15 protein-coding genes are annotated in these 15366 nt (G+C 61.5%); 8 read left to right on the top strand and 7 right to left on the bottom strand.

Annotated elements, in window-relative coordinates; translation table 11 throughout:
* Nucleotide 1: 1 nt before the first annotated feature.
* A complete protein-coding gene (gene fliD, locus HV744_RS11905; RefSeq protein ID WP_175149691.1) occupies nucleotides 2–1831 on the bottom strand; it encodes a flagellar filament capping protein FliD in 1830 nt (609 codons plus the stop codon).
* Between the two features lie 146 nt (nucleotides 1832–1977).
* A complete protein-coding gene (locus tag HV744_RS11900) occupies nucleotides 1978–3405 on the bottom strand; it encodes a flagellin N-terminal helical domain-containing protein (protein ID WP_175149690.1) in 1428 nt (475 codons plus the stop codon).
* A 269-nt stretch (nucleotides 3406–3674) separates the two neighbouring features.
* Between HV744_RS11900 and HV744_RS11895 the strand changes: the two genes are divergently transcribed.
* Both HV744_RS11895 and rpsU read left to right on the top strand, forming a co-directional pair.
* Nucleotides 3675–4652, top strand: coding sequence for an aldo/keto reductase (locus HV744_RS11895; protein WP_175149689.1), 978 nt, complete (start codon nucleotides 3675–3677; stop codon nucleotides 4650–4652).
* Nucleotides 4653–4970: 318 nt separating this feature from the next.
* On the top strand, nucleotides 4971–5183 hold the full coding sequence (gene rpsU / locus HV744_RS11890; protein ID WP_006050883.1) for a 30S ribosomal protein S21: 213 nt from the start codon (nucleotides 4971–4973) through the stop codon (nucleotides 5181–5183).
* A gap of 214 nt (nucleotides 5184–5397) precedes the next feature.
* On the opposite strand, the gene HV744_RS11885 is transcribed toward rpsU, so the two are convergent.
* Nucleotides 5398–5823: a hypothetical protein gene (locus HV744_RS11885; RefSeq protein ID WP_175149688.1), complete on the bottom strand. Its 426-nt coding sequence runs from the start codon at nucleotides 5821–5823 to the stop codon at nucleotides 5398–5400.
* Nucleotides 5824–6227: 404 nt separating this feature from the next.
* Entirely contained in the window at nucleotides 6228–6824 is a 597-nt protein-coding gene (locus HV744_RS11880; RefSeq protein WP_175149687.1) for a DNA-3-methyladenine glycosylase I, read from the bottom strand.
* Between the two features lie 141 nt (nucleotides 6825–6965).
* Between HV744_RS11880 and HV744_RS11875 the strand changes: the two genes are divergently transcribed.
* Nucleotides 6966–7847 (top strand): glucosamine kinase nucleotide-binding domain-containing protein, encoded by an 882-nt coding sequence (locus tag HV744_RS11875; protein ID WP_175149686.1) that lies wholly within the window; start codon nucleotides 6966–6968, stop codon nucleotides 7845–7847.
* 88 nt (nucleotides 7848–7935) lie between these two features.
* Complete coding sequence (locus tag HV744_RS11870; protein WP_175149685.1) at nucleotides 7936–8757, top strand: Cof-type HAD-IIB family hydrolase; 822 nt, start codon at nucleotides 7936–7938, stop codon at nucleotides 8755–8757.
* Nucleotides 8758–9042: 285 nt separating this feature from the next.
* Here the strand turns inward: HV744_RS11870 and HV744_RS11865 are convergent, their stop codons facing one another.
* Both HV744_RS11865 and aqpZ read right to left on the bottom strand, forming a co-directional pair.
* Nucleotides 9043–9741: a histidine phosphatase family protein gene (locus HV744_RS11865; RefSeq protein WP_175149684.1), complete on the bottom strand. Its 699-nt coding sequence runs from the start codon at nucleotides 9739–9741 to the stop codon at nucleotides 9043–9045.
* Between the two features lie 156 nt (nucleotides 9742–9897).
* Entirely contained in the window at nucleotides 9898–10638 is a 741-nt protein-coding gene (gene aqpZ, locus HV744_RS11860; protein WP_175149683.1) for an aquaporin Z, read from the bottom strand.
* 288 nt (nucleotides 10639–10926) lie between these two features.
* On the opposite strand from aqpZ, the gene HV744_RS11855 reads away from it, so the two are divergent.
* The gene (locus tag HV744_RS11855; RefSeq protein WP_007179981.1) at nucleotides 10927–11229 is read left to right on the top strand and encodes an H-NS histone family protein; all 303 of its coding nucleotides are present in this window, start codon (nucleotides 10927–10929) and stop codon (nucleotides 11227–11229) included.
* Between the two features lie 315 nt (nucleotides 11230–11544).
* Here HV744_RS11855 and HV744_RS11850 read toward each other — a convergent pair whose 3' ends face one another.
* Nucleotides 11545–12609, bottom strand: a complete 1065-nt coding sequence (locus tag HV744_RS11850) for a glycosyltransferase family 4 protein (protein WP_175149682.1) — start codon at nucleotides 12607–12609, stop codon at nucleotides 11545–11547.
* A 731-nt stretch (nucleotides 12610–13340) separates the two neighbouring features.
* On the opposite strand from HV744_RS11850, the gene flhD reads away from it, so the two are divergent.
* From flhD to motA, 3 genes are all read left to right on the top strand, one after another.
* Nucleotides 13341–13661, top strand: coding sequence for a flagellar transcriptional regulator FlhD (flhD, locus tag HV744_RS11845; RefSeq protein ID WP_281363637.1), 321 nt, complete (start codon nucleotides 13341–13343; stop codon nucleotides 13659–13661).
* A 51-nt stretch (nucleotides 13662–13712) separates the two neighbouring features.
* A complete protein-coding gene (gene flhC, locus HV744_RS11840; RefSeq protein ID WP_175149680.1) occupies nucleotides 13713–14273 on the top strand; it encodes a flagellar transcriptional regulator FlhC in 561 nt (186 codons plus the stop codon).
* A gap of 226 nt (nucleotides 14274–14499) precedes the next feature.
* Nucleotides 14500–15360: a flagellar motor stator protein MotA gene (motA, locus tag HV744_RS11835; RefSeq protein ID WP_175149679.1), complete on the top strand. Its 861-nt coding sequence runs from the start codon at nucleotides 14500–14502 to the stop codon at nucleotides 15358–15360.
* The last annotated feature ends 6 nt before the right edge of the window (nucleotides 15361–15366 follow it).

The following is a 15366-nucleotide window of genomic DNA, read 5'->3' as shown; positions in this document are numbered from 1 at the left end:
CTCAGCTCTTGTTGGTCGCCATTGCGCCCGCACTATTCGTGCCGCCGAAGAGCTGCGTCAGGTACTGCGAGTTGTTGTTCATCGTTGCCATCAAGGTATTGAGGGCGGTGAACTGTGCCTGATACTGGCTTGTCAGCTGCGCGGTGTAGTTGCTGAGCGTGGTCTGCTGAGCGGCGACACTCGTGAGATCGGCGTTGATCGCGGTGGTTTCGCTATCCATGATGCCACCCGTCGCAGTAAAGCCGGTGATGCTGTTGTTCAGCTTCGCGGCAATACCGGTTGTCGAGTTGAACAGTGTGGCAACGGTGGAGGGCGAGTTGGTCAGTGCGGTTGTCAGTGCAGTGTTATCCGCCGTCAGCGATCCGTCGGCATTGAGCGTGATGCCGATCGAGCTGAGCGAGAGCGACGAGTTACCGCTCTTCACACCGCCGCTGACGATACTCGCCAGGGTGTTCTCGATCGTGTTGGTCATCGAGTCGCCCAGCAGCGGGCCGGCCTGAGATCCTTGCGCCTGCGTGCCATCGAACGACGTGAGCGAGCCCATCGTCGTGACCAGCGTGTTGTATATGCTGACGAAGTTGGTGATCGCCGTTGCTTGTGACGTCGTGTCGGACGCAATCGTCAGGGTCTGCGAGTTGCCTGTCGTCACGCCGGACGACGTCGTACCGAGCGCGGCGGCGGTCAGGTTCAGGGTGACACCGGCGATGGCGGTGGACGATGAATTGGTGGAGCTGCTGACCGCGGTGCCATCGACCGTGAAGAGCGCATCTTGCGCGGATTGCGCCTGGGTCCACGTGCTGCCGCCCGTCGAGTTGATCGACGAAGTCGTGGCCATGCTGCCGAGGCTCGACAGTCCCGCATCGTTCGCTACGCCGCTCGTCGTGACGCTGATCGCACTGGAACTGCCGTTGGTCGAGCTCAGCACGAGTTGTGAGCCGCTGGATGTGGTAACGACCTTCGCCGTGACGCCCGGATTGCCGCTCACAGCGCTTGCACTGTTAATCGCATCTGCGATGCCGCTCAGCGTATTGTTCGATGACGTGACGTCGACGCTCATCGAGCTGCCGCCGAGTGCGATGGTCAACGTGCCGGTGCCGAGTTGTTGCGACGTGCTGAACGTGCCCGACGTGAGCGACGGCGAAGACGTCACGCCGAGGCTCGACAGGCCCGTGCTGCTGGACGAAACACTGATGGTGTTCGCGGCGCCGGTCGAGGTCGAGCGCAACACGAGGTGCGCGCCGTCCGTACCGGTCACGACCGTCGCCGAGACACCCGGATTGTTGGTCGCGGAGTTGATTGCCGAGGCGATGCCGCTCAACGTGTTGTTCGTCGAGTCGATGTTGACGCTCATCGACTGGCCACCGACGGAGACGTTCAAGGTGCCGGTGCCAATTGCAGCCGTCGCTGCGAAGGCGCCGGAGGAAATGGTTTGAGCCTGTGCGATTTGCGACACCGAGATCGCGTAGCTGCCTGCCACCGCACCCACACCGGCCGTAGCCGTAAGGCCCGAGCCGCTTGCCGTTGCGGTGTAGGACGACAATGCCGTCCCGTTCGCGAGATTGGTCAAGGTGGCTTGCAGTGCCGACAGGGCGGACTTGAGTGTGCCGATCGCGGAAATTTTGGTGTTGTCGGCGGTCGTTTGCGCGGTCAAAGCCGCCAACTGCCCGGCCGTCTTCGAATTGACAAGTGCGGTGACCAGCGATGAGACATCCAACGAGGTATTGCCGGTGGAGCCGCTGATGATCGACTGTGCGGCCTGTTGAAGCGCGGCGTTGGTGCTCGCGGTTGTGGCGGTGGCGGTCGTGGATGATGCCGTCGAGACAGTTGACATGGAGCAGCTCCGTGCGTCGGTGAATCAGTGAAACCTGGCTATGGGTTCGGAATGCAGTGCGGGAGGCAATGCCTCCCGTGAAAATCGAACTATGGCATACGCGCTGTGCGATGCGCACGACGCGTATGCCTTTACTGCGTGAAGCCTTACTGCAGGAGCTTCAGAACCTGCTGCGGCATGGAGTTGGCTTGCGACAGCACCGAGATGCCAGCCTGTTGCATCACCTGTGCCTTGCTCAGGTTGGCCGTTTCCTGCGCGAAGTTAGCGTCGGTGATTTGCGATTGTGCTTGCGACAGATCGGTCGACTGAGCTTGCTGGGTCGTCGCGATGGCCGTGAAGCGGTTCTGTGCAGCACCCAGGCTAGCCTGGATGTTGTTCACGGTCGTCAGCGCGTTGTCGATCGATTCCATTGCATCATTCGCGCCGTTCGTCGTGCTGATGTCGATGTTCGACACGGCTTGCGTCGTTGCCTTCGCGTTGACGTTCACGAATTGCGTGGCAGGGGTGGTAGCCTGTGCTAAGGTGCCACCCGCTACTGCAGTCGTCGGGTCAAACACGGCTGCGATCGCGTTTGCGCTGAGCGTGTTGCCGTTCTGGTCGAAAAACTGGAAGCCCGTGCTGCCATCCGACTTCACCGTAATCGACGTGATGTTGCCCGACGGCACCGGGTATGTCGGTGTGCCGGCAGCCGCGTCGGTAACGACGCCGGTCGAACTAGTGGCCAGATCGAGGCCGCTGATCGTGCCGAGGGTCGTGCCCGCTGCCGTGCCCGCGACGTTGTTCGCGTTGATAGCAGTGAGCGAATTCGCGATGCTGATGCCGCTGCCTGCGGTGATCGTGCCGGCGGTGCTCACGTTGAGGACGGCAGCTGCGCCTTCGATAACGGAGTTTGCAATTTGCTGATTGTTTTGGTCGGTGTACGTGTAGCCGCCCTTGCCATCCGCAAGCACGTTGACCTGCGTGATTTCATTGCCGGTACTCGTGCCCGCCGTCCACTCCGCACCCGTACTGTCGATCGACACGGCAACCGAACCGAGCAGTGCACCTGCTTGCACCTGGCCGGTTCCGACCGACGCTGCCGAAAGATCCTGCGACAGATTCAGGTTAACAGTCTGACCGACGTTTGCGCCGACCTGGAATGTTACGCTGCCTGCCGAGCCGTCCAGAATGTTCTTGCCGTTGTACTGTGTTTGCGAGGCGATCCGGTTCACTTCCTGAATCTGCTGCGACACTTCCTGTTGCAGCGCTGCCCGGTTGTCAGCCGTCAGGCCGCCGCTCGATGCCTGCACTGCGAGTTGGCGGATACGTTGCAGGCTCGACGTGATCTGGCTCAGACCGCTCGATGCCGTCTGGACCATCGAAACACCGTCGTTCGCGTTCGACACGCCTTGATTCAGGCCGTTGATCTGCGTTTGCATGCCGGTCGAGATTGCCAGACCTGCTGCATCATCAGCCGCGCTGTTGATGCGCTTGCCCGAAGACAGGCGCGTGATGGCTTGCGACAGGGCGCTTTGCGAGCCGTTAAGGTTTTGCTGTGCAACCAGCGAGTTGATATTGCTATTGATTCCGAGCATGGAAAATCTCCTAAATAAGCCTTGAGCCCATACGCCACGTTGGCATCGGCGGAAAGCACTCGTTCATTGCTGGCCGCCTCAGTGAAGGTTGACGGCGCGTCTAAAAAAAACTTGAGGAACTTTGTGCAATAGAGAGTCGAAAGCTTTCCGGGCCCTGAGACTGGCACTACCTCTGAAAGCCGCTCGCAGCCTGGTTCGGCGGGTGCACTGCAGGCATTGAAAAGACGGCGTATTCTGTTTTTCTTCTGTGTAAAAACCTTGGAGAAAACATGCAGAAACGCAGGATTGGACGCTCGGAATTGCAGGTCGCGCCGCTTATGTTCGGCGGCAATGTATTTGGCTGGACCGCGAGTGAAGCCACCTCGTTTTCGATTCTGGATGCGTTCGTCGATGCGGGTCTCGACTTTATCGATACCTCCGATGTCTATTCCGCGTGGGTGCCGGGCAATCAGGGCGGCGAGTCGGAAACCATCCTCGGCAAATGGTTCCGGCAGAGCGGCAAGCGCGACAAGATCGTGCTCGCCACCAAGGTGTCCAAGCATCCGCAGCGCAAGGGGTTGTCGGCGGCCAATATCGAGGCGGCGGTCGAGGACTCGCTGCGGCGCTTGCAAACCGATTACATCGACGTCTACTTTTCTCACAACGACGATACCGAAACGCCGCTGGCCGAAACGCTCGGCGCGTACCAGAAGCTGATCGAGGCGGGCAAGGTGCGGGTGATCGGCGCTTCGAACTACAGCGGCGCTCGCGTCGAGGAAGCGCTTGCCGTGTCCCGCCAGCACGGGTTGCCTGAATATCAGCTGCTGCAGCCGGAGTACAACCTGTACGACCGCGCGGAATACGAGCGCGATATCGAGCCGGTGGCGCTCGCCAATCAGCTCGGCGTGGTGGTGTACTACAGCCTGGCGAGCGGCTTTCTGTCCGGCAAGTACCGCTCGCAGGCGGATCTCGCCGATAAAGCACGCGGCAGCCGGGTCGAAAAGTATCTGAACGGGCGCGGCTTGCGGATTCTGGGTGCGCTCGACCGCGTCGCCGAGCGGCATGGCAGCACGCCGGCCACCATCGCACTGGCCTGGCTGATCGCTCGACCCAGCGTAACGGCCCCGATTGCCAGCGCAACCTCGGTCGATCAGCTCAAAAGCCTCGCGGCCGCAGTCCACCTGATGCTGACGGGCGACGATATCCGCGAGACGAGGCGAGCGCCTGATCGCGCCGGAGGCCTGGCGCGATCGCTAAACCCCTGGTAGGATGGAGAGTTTCCTGATATCATCGGGAGTGAATTGAGATCTTTGCCTGTTTCGTCAGTGTTATTCATTGATGAAAGGTTGGCGAAACGGCAACAGACGCGGCATTTGCAATACGTCTGTCCGCGTTCCGCGGTGAGCTCCCCACCTCTCTTTTCCGGCCTCCGTGGCCGCTTTGCCTCTCGTTTCATTCGTGGTTTGGCCGGGGTTTCCCCGCGTTTGCCTGTTACTGGCCATGAATCGGAACGACCGGAGGGCCGGCGCGTGAGCGGTCTCCCGCCACGCAATTAACCCGTATCAAGTGATTGAGTTAGGAATTACATGACGACGATTCTTCTGAAGGAAAACGAGCCGTTCGAAGTGGCAATTCGCCGCTTTCGTCGCGCAATCGAAAAGAATGGCCTGATCGCTGAACTGCGTGAGCGCCAATCGTACGAAAAGCCGACTACGGCACGTAAGCGCAAAAAGGCTGCTGCTGTGAAGCGTCTGCACAAGCGCCTGCGCAGCCAGATGCTGCCGAAAAAGCTGCACTAAGCACGCTTTTCCGTACGCCGAACGGCGGTGTGAGCTTCGAAAGAAGCCACATCGCCGTTTTGCTTTTGGTGTTCGTTTTTTTGCGTTCGTTTGGTGTTCGGTGGAGCGCTCAGCCGCCGGGGAGGGGGGCTAAACTCGGGCTGTGTGCCGTACGACGCGGGTTGTCGCGAATCTGGCGAGCGCGACGGCGCTTGGGCGACGCCATCGCGCCCCGTTATGCGGCGCTCTTCAGCCGCTCGGCCGACAGGCCGAACTGCCGCGCAATCGAGCCCAGTCGCTCACGCCATTCCCAGGTGCCGAACACGTCGTGCACGTTCTGCAGGCAACTGAGCAGGTCGACGGTGGCTTGGTCGTACACATTGATGCGCGCACGCAAGAGCGCCTTTTTCAGTGCGGACACGCCGACATCCATGTAGGCGGGCACCTCGATGGGCGTTTTGCCGATATAGCGCACTGGAATACCTTCCATCGCGGTCATGTAATCGCGCGGCTTGATAAAGCTGCCGACCGGGCAGCCGCCACAATAGCCGCGGTAAGCCCCACCGCCGCGCGGCAGCAGCGCGGCGCGCTTCTGGTCGAACAGATGGGCCACCGCCTGATCGAAAATGTCCTGATGGGTCAGGAAGCTAAGCGTTTTCATGGTTGGTCTCCCGTGCGTGACGCAGCGGTTATTCGTTGTCTGAGCGCGTGAGCCCCGGTATCCGGCGCGCGCCGTCTGGCGAAGTCCGGACTAGCCCGGCGACAAGCCTTCAATTCCCGGTTTTGGCGAGACGTAACCTGCGCGGGAAACGGCGGCCGTCACACTCGCGGCGCTCATAACCCTATAACGGTCGACATGCGCCAGAAGCACAGCAGGACTTTGCCGGGTAGGGCCGTTGAGACTGCTTCGGTGGCATGGCGCGCGCTGTCCGTGCCCAGCCGGCCGTGCGCCGCGAGGCGAGCGCCGGGCGGCGCACCTGGGCGCTCAGGAGTTTCCCCAGGCGGCCTTCCTTTGTTAGAACCGCGGCACTAAGGGGCGCGAAGTGCCGGCAAATCGTGGCCGGCTCAACCGGCCTTGCGATTACGTCCCTTCTTGCCGAGCGCCGCGCATCGCGCGCGGCACATGCAGCTCGCCTCGTGGTCGTTCACCATGCCGACCGCCTGCATGAACGCGTAGCAGATCGTCGAGCCGACGAACTTGCAGCCGTAGCGTTTCAGCCCCTTGCTCAGCGCGTCCGACACTTCCGTCGACGCGGGCGCCTGCTTATACGAGGCCCAATCGTTCTGGATCGGCGTCTGGTCGACGAACGACCAGATGAAGTTGGCGAGCGAGCCGTGTTCGGCCTGAATCTGCTGCACGGCGCGAGCGTTGTTGATGGCCGCTTCGATCTTGCCGCGGTGACGCACGATACTTTCGTCCGTTACCAGCGCATCCACGTGTTTCGGCGTAAAGCGCGCCACCTTGTCGATGTCGAAGTCGGCAAAGGCGCGGCGATAGCCGGTCCGTTTGTTGAGAATCGTCGACCATGACAAACCCGCCTGGGCGCCTTCCAGCACGAGCATCTCGAACAGGTGCCGATCGTCGCGCGAGGGCACGCCCCATTCGCTATCGTGGTAGTGTGCGAGCGCTTCGCTCGATACCCAATTGCATCGCTGTGTCACTGTCGCGCTCCCGCGTTGTCGTGTTCGACCGCCAGCATAGCTGAAGCTGTGCGCACCGCAAGCTGGCCATTCGGCCGATTGCCGGATTGAAACTGACCTGCCACGCTATGCGTTATTCACCCACGGAATTCACTCGATTCGATGAACAAAGACTTCTTTCTGATCGGCATTGACGGCGGCGGCAGCGGTACGCGCGTGGTGCTCGGCGACGCGCAGGGCCGTGAACTGGCGCAGGCGGCAAGCGGGCCGTCGGGTTTGGGGCTCGGCGTCGAGCGTGCGTGGCAGGCCATCGAGGCCGGCTGCGGCGAAGCATTCAAGCGCGCCGGCGCGACGCTGGACTGGTCGCGCTGCGTGCTCGGCTGCGGGTTGGCGGGGGTCAACAATCGCGACTGGCTCGCCGAGTTTCACGCGCAAGCTCCGGAGGTCGCCGGACTCGCCGTGGAGCACGACGCTTATACGACCTTGCTGGGAGCGCATGGCGGCGCACCAGGCGTGATCGTCGCGCTTGGCACCGGCAGCGTGGCGGCTTCGCTTGCTGCCGATGGCGGATGGCGCTTCGTCAGCGGCTATGGCTACCCATCGGGCGACGAGGCGAGCGGCGCGTGGCTCGGACTGCGGCTCATCGTGCATGCGCAGCAGGTGCTCGACGGCCGCGTGCCCCACGACGACCTCGCGCAGGCGCTGCTCGCCCACACCGGCGCGCAGGACCGCGACGGTCTCGTGGTCTGGCTGTGCGCGGCCAATCAGACGGCTTATGCGCGGCTTGCGCCGATCGCTTTCGAGCATCGCACGCATCCGTTCGCGGCGCGCTTGCTCGGCGAGGCCGGCGTTGAAGTGGGCAAGATGATTGCCGCGCTGGACGCCTCGGGAACCTTGCCAGTCGCGTTGTGCGGCGGCCTTGGCGCGCCGTTGCGCGAGTATGTGCCGCAGGTCTGTCAGGCGCGCCTGTGCGAGCCGCTGGCTGACTCGGCGCATGGCGGACTGCAGTTGGCGCAACGCGAAGCCGCGCGTGTTGCCGGCTGAGAATCGCCGGGCGTGGCGGCCGCGATCCTGCACACGCGGCCGGCAACGGTAAAATACGCTCTTTGACGCTGCTCCGACTGCTCATACCATGTACAAAGTCATCGCCACCGATCTCGACGGCACGCTGCTCAACGCCGATCATCAGGTGGACCCGTTCACGGTCGCCACCGTGCGCAAACTGGAAAGCGACGGGCTGCGGTTCGTGATCGCAACGGGGCGCCATTACTGTGACGTCGCGGGTATCCGCGATTTGCTGGGCATCAGTCCGTATCTGATTACGTCGAACGGCGCGCGCATTCATGCGCCGGACAACACCGTGATCCACGCCGACGATTTGCCGCCGGCCATCGTTCAACGCCTCGTGCAGCCGGAAATTGCCGGCGCGCATGGCCGCGTGATCATCAACCTGTTCGCCGACCAGGCGTGGCTGATCGATCGCGATGCGCCGGATCTGCTGAAGTTCCACCAGGACTCGGGCTTCACTTACGAAGTGACCGATCTGCCGAAGCACGACGGCGTCGATATCGCGAAGGCGCTCTATATCGGCGAGCCTGCTGATCTCGCGCAGGTCGCCGTGAATCTCGCGCGCGAATTCGGCGACGACCTCTACGTGACCTATTCGCTGCCGGACTGTCTGGAAGTGATGACGTCGAACGTATCGAAGGGACGGGCGTTGCAGATCGTGCTCGAGCGCCTTGGCGTCGCTGCGTCGCAGTGCGTGGCGTTCGGCGACAACATGAACGATATCGATCTGCTGGAAACGGCCGGCCATCCGTTCATGATGAATAACGCCAATCCCGATCTCATCACGCGACTGCCGAACGTGCCGCGCATCGGCAACAATTTCGAAGCGGGTGTTGCGCACCACCTGCGCAAGCTCTTCTCGCTCAACGACGAGCGGATGTCCTGATCTGAAAGTGGATGCGGGCCGGGTTGACGCGTTGCCTTGCCTGTCATCGGCGATATGGCGCTACGCGCTACGGCTCAGGCCGCGACCGATCTAATAATAAGCCATCAAGGCTCATGACCGGTCACCGTCCGCGCGGCGATCAGCCGTGCCATCCGCCGCGACGGTCACCCCGGTCGCCCCGGTCATCGTGACCCCGTCAAACGGCGCGGGCGCAGGGTCGGCGCCGCGCTCGCCCCGCTTCGGGCGGCGGCGTGCGTAATCGCGGCTTACATCTGTATTACCGGATTAATCCGCCGCACCCGCGGAAACAGCAGCAGTCGCAGCCGCCGATGGGGTGCCCGGCAGCGCCGCGCAAGGACAATCGGTCGCGCGGCCGTCGAGCCCTTGGCGGTCATGCTTGAAACTCGCGCGCGCCGTGCCGTTTTGCCAGTCGAGGTGAACAATATAAATACTGTCGAAGTCGTCGCTCTGCCAATTCGGCACGTCAGCAGCGTTGCCGCCATGCGTGGCCAGCAACTGCCGCAATAACTTCACGATCAGCTTGTGTTCCCAGGCAACAACGATCAGCTTGTTGCGATTGGCGGGACTAACGAGCGCCGTGCCGAGCTGGTCGATCTGAGCAAAGCCGTATGGCGTTTGCACCGGCATCTGGAATTGAATGGCGGTCGGCTCGATCGTCGCCAGCGGGCGAATGTAGTAGTAAAGACGGCCGCTGTCATCTTTTTGCTGGCCGGGGTCGGGCGCATAGATCGCATCCGGTTTGCCGAACTTGGCGGCGATCACTGCCGGCAAAGCCAGCGCGCGGTTGAGGCCCTGGCAGTTGAGTTGGCCATAGCCTTGAGCGGGTTTCTCGCCATGCCGCACGAATACTAATGTCTCGGTATTGCCGTTGGCCGCATGCGCAGCGGGTAGCGCGAGCACGCCAGCACACAAGCCGCCAGTGGAGAGTGCGACGCCATGCAGGAATCCGCGGAAACGGGTCATCGGTAACACCTGTGCGAGCTTGGGAAGTCGCCCGATTCTAGCAGCGGGTTCATGGATGGCCACTGCCAGATGAACGGCCAGCGTGCTATGCCCGCACCAAAACAAAACGGGCGCCGTCGCGCCCGCTTTGACTGCCTCGATGAACGCACTCGCCGATCAGTCGATCGCCAGTTTCTGCGAATTGCGGCTGCGGCTTTCCGCGATCAACGGATACACCACGCCCGCGATCACCGCGCCGATAATCGGCGCGACCCAGAACATCCACAGCTGGTCCATCGCTGCGCCGCCGACGAACAGCGCCGGGCCGGTGGAGCGCGCCGGATTGACCGACGTATTGGTGACCGGAATCGAAATGAGGTGAATCAGCGTCAGGCACAGGCCGATGGCGATCGGCGCGAAGCCGGCCGGCGCGCGCTTGTCGGTTGCGCCGAGAATGACGAACAGGAAGAAGCCGGTCATCACCACTTCGCAAATGAATGCCGCGGCGAGCGAGTAATGACCCGGCGAGCGCTCGCCATAGCCGTTACTGGCAAAGCCGCTGGCGACGAGCTCGAAGCCCGGCTTGCCCGACGCGATCAGCGACAGCACCAGCGCCCCAAGCACCGCGCCGATCACTTGCGCGACGATGTACGGCAGCAGGTCGCGAGCCGGAAAGCGGCCGGCGACGGTCAGCCCGACGCTCACGGCCGGATTCAGATGGCAGCCGGAAATATGGCCGATCGCAAAAGCCATGGTCAGCACGGTCAAGCCGAATGCGAGCGACACCCCCACGAAGCCGATGCCCAGACCATGGACCGGGCCGGCAAAGTTAGCCGCGAGAACCGCGCTGCCGCAGCCCCCGAGCACGAGCCAGAAAGTGCCGAACAGCTCAGCAGCAAGGCGCTTTGACAACTGCATGATTGGTAATCCTAAAAAGATTGACGCTTCCGGAGCACACATGGCTAAGTGCGGATGTATGCCTTGAACGCGCAATTCTAGGCAAAGACAGCCAAATCGGGTGTCAAGAATTGTCAAAGCGGAGTGCGTTTTACCGATTATTGCCCAATAAAGACGCCGCTTTACAATTCAGCGACGCTTAATAATTATCAGAGGAAATCTTCCTAAATCGGTATTACTGGCCATTGCGAATTTTTATAATTGCAGTTAGTCTGCGGTCGAATGAGTTCTAAAAAAGGGGAGATCCGAATGTCTCAATATGCAGACCTCAAGGCGCAGATCGCCAAATTGCAGGCACAAGCGGAAGAAGCCCGGCGCACGGAAATTGACAATGTAGTCGCCGACATCCGCCAAAAGATCGCTGAATACGGTCTGACCGCTCAAGACCTCGGTTTTGCCGTCGCCGCCAAGCGTGGACGCCCGCCCAAGAAGGCGCCGCTGCCCGCGAAGTATCAGGATCCGAAATCGGGCAATACCTGGAGCGGGCGCGGCAAACCGCCCAAGTGGATCGTCGGCAAGAATCGCGAGCGCTTTTTGATTGGCGCGGCTTGAGCCGCGCTGCCGGTCAGGGCGAAAGCCAACTGAAGGTTTATCGGTATCCCGCTTTTATTTGCAGAGCGCTAATCCGGGATGGAAGCGTATCCATCCCGGCATTAAAAAAGCCGCCCGTGAGGGGCGGCTTTTCTGTAGAAGAAGCGGGATAACTTTGATTTCCCGCTCGCGCAAACGATTCACATGCCGGGCTTGCTTGCCATTGCCCTGCAAAACGGAAAGCGGCGCACGCGGCGGGCAAGCGGCCAAAGCGCGGCCAACTCGTGTCCAAAGCGGCTGAACGCAAAAGCGCGTCAGCCGTTTTAAGCACGCGGCTTAGCCCACCGCCACCTGACGCAATATCGGGCGGCGCGTTGTTTCAATCAATGCCGAATAGCCGTCGACATAGTTCTGCGCCATCGTTTTCGAAATGAAACGACGCTCGAACTGGGCGCGGATTTCGGTGCGCGACAATTCGTCCAGACGCTGCAGCGCAGCCACCGCGCCTTGCACGTCCTCGACGATATAACCCGTCACGCCGTGGTCGATCACTTCCGGCACCGAACCGCGGTTGAACGCGATCACCGGGGTGCCGCAGGCCATCGATTCGATCATCACGAGGCCGAACGGCTCCGACCAATCGATCGGGAACAGCAGCGCCTTGGCGCCGGACAGAAACTCGGGCTTCTGCGCTTCGTTGATCTCGCCGACGAATTCCACGTGCGCCATCGACAGCAGCGGCTCGATTTCGCGTTTGAAATATTCCTGGTCGACCTTGTCCACCTTGGCAGCGATCTTCAGCGGCAAACCGCTTTGTGCAGCGATCTTGATAGCTGTATCGACGCGCTTCTCCGGGCAAATGCGGCCGAGGAACGCCAGGTATTCCGGCTTTTTGTGCGCTTGCGGCGTCAGCAAGTGTTCCGGCAGACCGTGATAGATCGTGTTGAGCCAGTTGGCCTGCGGCAGCGGCACACGCTGCGAATCGGAAATCGACACCACCGGCACATTCGAAAACGCGTCGAACACCGGCTGGAGCTCCGGCAAATCGAGGCGGCCATGCAGCGTGGTCACGAACGGCGTGTCCATCGTAGTGAAGAGGGGGAACGGCAGGTAGTCGAGGTGAAAGTGCAGCACGTCGAACTCATGCGCGATCTTGCGCACTTTTTCCATCATCAGCACGTGCGGCGCCAGCGCGTCGCGGATCGTCGGATCGAGGCGCAGCGCACGCGGCCAGCAGGCGTCGAGATTCGCGGACGTGACCGAGTCGCCGCTAGCAAAAAGCGTGACGTCGTGGCCGAGATCGACCAGGGCTTCGGTCAGATACGACACGACACGTTCGGTGCCGCCATAGAGTTTCGGCGGGACAGCTTCATACAACGGCGCAATTTGTGCGATTCGCATGCGGTTTTCTCCTGTTCACAACGGCTTCGCACAACGGCGCTCAAATAGAGCGAGCAGCGAATGCCTGACGGACGGTTGGGCGCGGTAAGCCGCCGCCCGGGGGGCTCCGAACCTGCATCGGGTAATCCCTTAGCGTCCATTATCGGGATCGGCCGCGCTAATTCGAGTTATTTTTCAAACGCTTAATGTTGTTACAGCGCGAAACACGGTGCGTTACAGGTCATCTGGGCCGCCGTCCCTATAATCGGGAAGCGTGATCCGCTCCGCATAAGCAAACGCTGAATCGCTGATCCCCCGCACCAGCAATCCGCGCGCCCGATCCGGCACCATGCCGTAGCGAAGCCTCTAGCAGAGTCACATTGCGCAGCAGTGAAAACGCCTTATAATTCTTGCTCACCGCTGCAAAGGTGCGGAACGTGAGTTACTAAAAACTCACCAGTTAGTTCACGCCGCCCCCAGAGAAATACCTAAGGCGCATTGCACGTCCCAGACTGGGCGCCGCCTCGCTCAATTCACATTCCCCTCGCACTTGCCCTTGTAGGAAAAATTCCTACAACAATGACGGATTAATCCGTCAAACAAGCAGGGTGTCTCTCCGATTTTCGTCCGCGCCCCCTTTCGTCACAATGCTCGCAAGACCAGAAACGAGCCGATTCGTGCGGTTTAAGCGCGCGCGTTCGAGCAAACGTTTCCGTAACGGCCTGACCAGCCAGATATACCCCGGGGGAATCATGAGCGCGACAAGCGATATGCTCAATGAGATCAGAGAAGTCAACCTGTCTTATCTCCTGCTCGCGCAGCGTCTGCTGCGCGAAGACAAGCCGATGGGCATGTTTCGCATAGGGATTTCGGACCAGCTAGCCGATGTGCTCGCCAATCTGTCGTTGGCGCAGACCGTCAAGCTGGCGGCGTCCAATCAGGTGTTGTGCCGTTTCCGTTTCGACGACCACGCCGTGCTGTCCGCGCTCGCGGACAAAGGCAAATCGAGCGCCGTGGCCCAGGCGCATTCCGCGATCCTGATGGCGGGCCAGCCCGTCGAGCAACTCGGCTGATGGCGGCCGGTTTCTCAAACAAGGCGAGCGGGCGGGGGGCATGGCAAGCGGATGGCCTATAAAAGCGTCGTACTCGAAGTCAGGGAAATCACCCTGGCCATCGAACTGATTGAACTTGGCGCGCGTTTGCAATTGCTGGAAGCGGAAACCAGTCTGTCGCGCGACCGGCTCATCAAGCTGTACAAGGAATTGAAAGGGGTGTCGCCGCCCAAGGGCATGTTGCCGTTTTCGACCGACTGGTTCATGACCTGGCAGCCGAACGTTCACTCATCGCTGTTCTACAACATCTACCGTTTCATGGCCGGCCACGGCGGCTGCGTGACGATCCAGTCGATCGTAAAGAGCTACCGGCTCTATCTGGAACACGTCCAGTTGCACGATGACGAGCCCGTGCTCAGCCTCACTCGCGCCTGGACGCTGGTGCGCTTCTTCGACTCGGGAATGCTGCAAATGACCACCTGCTGCCGCTGCGCTGGACATTTTGTCGCGCACGCGCACGATCCGCAGCACGCGTTCGTCTGCGGGCTGTGCCAGCCGCCGTCGCGCGCAGGAAAGACAAAGAAATGTGCCGACGCCCAAGCCCGCGAGAGTCTCGCTGCCGTCGAGGCTTGAGCCGCAAATCGGCGGCCGCCGCGCCGCGTGCCGCCTGTCTTCCCGCCCGGCGGGCGTTCCGGCCCGCCGGGCCGACCCGGCATCGACACCGATTCCCGCCGGGCCGGTTGAACACGCCTCTGGTTTACACCGGAGCGACGAGCCGCTTTTCCGTCAAAGTTTTCTGCTCCGTTGCCGTAAACCAGATTAACGACGGTCACCGTCGCTTCTTTGTGAGGGCTCGGCAGTGCTGATTTTCGTGGGAACACTCGTGACGCTTGTGTCCGTCTTCGGCGGTTACGCGCTGGAAGGCGGCCATCTCGGCGCGCTGCTGCAGCCCGTTGAAGTGCTGATGATCGTCGGCGCCGGCCTCGGTGCGTTCATTCTCGGCAACGGGATGAAGACGATCAAGGCGACGCTGCGCGTCATTCCAACCCTGTTCAAGGGCGCGAAGTACAACAAGGACGTCTACATGGAGCTGATGGCGCTCCTCTACGTCCTGCTGGCCAAGGCGCGCAAGGAAGGCACGCTGACGCTGGAAGCCGACATCGACGATCCGTCGAAGAGTCCGATCTTCACCCAGTACCCGAAGATTCTCGCCGACCAGCACATCATCGAGTTCCTGACCGACTACCTGCGGCTGATGGTCGGCGGCAACATGAATGCGTTCGAGATCGAAAGCCTGATGGACGAGGAGATCGAGACGCACCACCAGGAAGGCGAAGCGCCCGCGCATGCGCTGACCAAGGTCGGCGACGCGATGCCGGCGTTCGGTATCGTGGCCGCGGTGATGGGCGTGGTGCACACCATGGCCTCGGCCGACAAGCCGCCGGCGATCCTCGGCGAGATGATCGCGCAGGCGCTGGTCGGCACCTTCCTCGGCATTCTGCTTTCGTACGGGCTGATCGGGCCGCTCGCGAGCGTCGCCGAACAGCGCGTGACCGAGTCGACCAAGATGTTCCAGTGCATCAAGGTGACGATTCTGGCGAGCCTGAACGGATACGCGCCGGCGATTGCCGTCGAGTTCGGCCGCAAGGTGCTCTTCTCGACCGAACGCCCGTCGTTCGCCGAACTGGAAGAGCATGTGCGCCGCGTCAAGGCCAAGTAAAGGACG

It is taken from the genome of Paraburkholderia ultramafica, from assembly GCF_902859915.1.
Lineage (GTDB): Bacteria > Pseudomonadota > Gammaproteobacteria > Burkholderiales > Burkholderiaceae > Paraburkholderia > Paraburkholderia ultramafica.
The sequence above is the reverse complement of the archived record's forward strand: the minus strand, read 5'-3'. Positions and strand labels throughout refer to the sequence as shown.

Bases quoted from the DNA above. Each gene is read 5' to 3' on its own strand.
- fliD (WP_175149691.1), bottom strand. From the start codon at position 1,831: ATGTCAACTGTCTCGACGGCATCATCCACGACCGCCACCGCCACAACC.
- HV744_RS11900 (WP_175149690.1), bottom strand. From the start codon at position 3,405: ATGCTCGGAATCAATAGCAATATCAACTCGCTGGTTGCACAGCAAAAC.
- HV744_RS11895 (WP_175149689.1), top strand. From the start codon at position 3,675: ATGCAGAAACGCAGGATTGGACGCTCGGAATTGCAGGTCGCGCCGCTT.
- rpsU (WP_006050883.1), top strand. From the start codon at position 4,971: ATGACGACGATTCTTCTGAAGGAAAACGAGCCGTTCGAAGTGGCAATT.
- HV744_RS11885 (WP_175149688.1), bottom strand. From the start codon at position 5,823: ATGAAAACGCTTAGCTTCCTGACCCATCAGGACATTTTCGATCAGGCG.
- HV744_RS11875 (WP_175149686.1), top strand. From the start codon at position 6,966: ATGAACAAAGACTTCTTTCTGATCGGCATTGACGGCGGCGGCAGCGGT.
- HV744_RS11870 (WP_175149685.1), top strand. From the start codon at position 7,936: ATGTACAAAGTCATCGCCACCGATCTCGACGGCACGCTGCTCAACGCC.
- HV744_RS11865 (WP_175149684.1), bottom strand. From the start codon at position 9,741: ATGACCCGTTTCCGCGGATTCCTGCATGGCGTCGCACTCTCCACTGGC.
- aqpZ (WP_175149683.1), bottom strand. From the start codon at position 10,638: ATGCAGTTGTCAAAGCGCCTTGCTGCTGAGCTGTTCGGCACTTTCTGG.
- HV744_RS11855 (WP_007179981.1), top strand. From the start codon at position 10,927: ATGTCTCAATATGCAGACCTCAAGGCGCAGATCGCCAAATTGCAGGCA.
- HV744_RS11850 (WP_175149682.1), bottom strand. From the start codon at position 12,609: ATGCGAATCGCACAAATTGCGCCGTTGTATGAAGCTGTCCCGCCGAAA.
- flhD (WP_281363637.1), top strand. From the start codon at position 13,341: ATGAGCGCGACAAGCGATATGCTCAATGAGATCAGAGAAGTCAACCTG.
- flhC (WP_175149680.1), top strand. From the start codon at position 13,713: ATGGCCTATAAAAGCGTCGTACTCGAAGTCAGGGAAATCACCCTGGCC.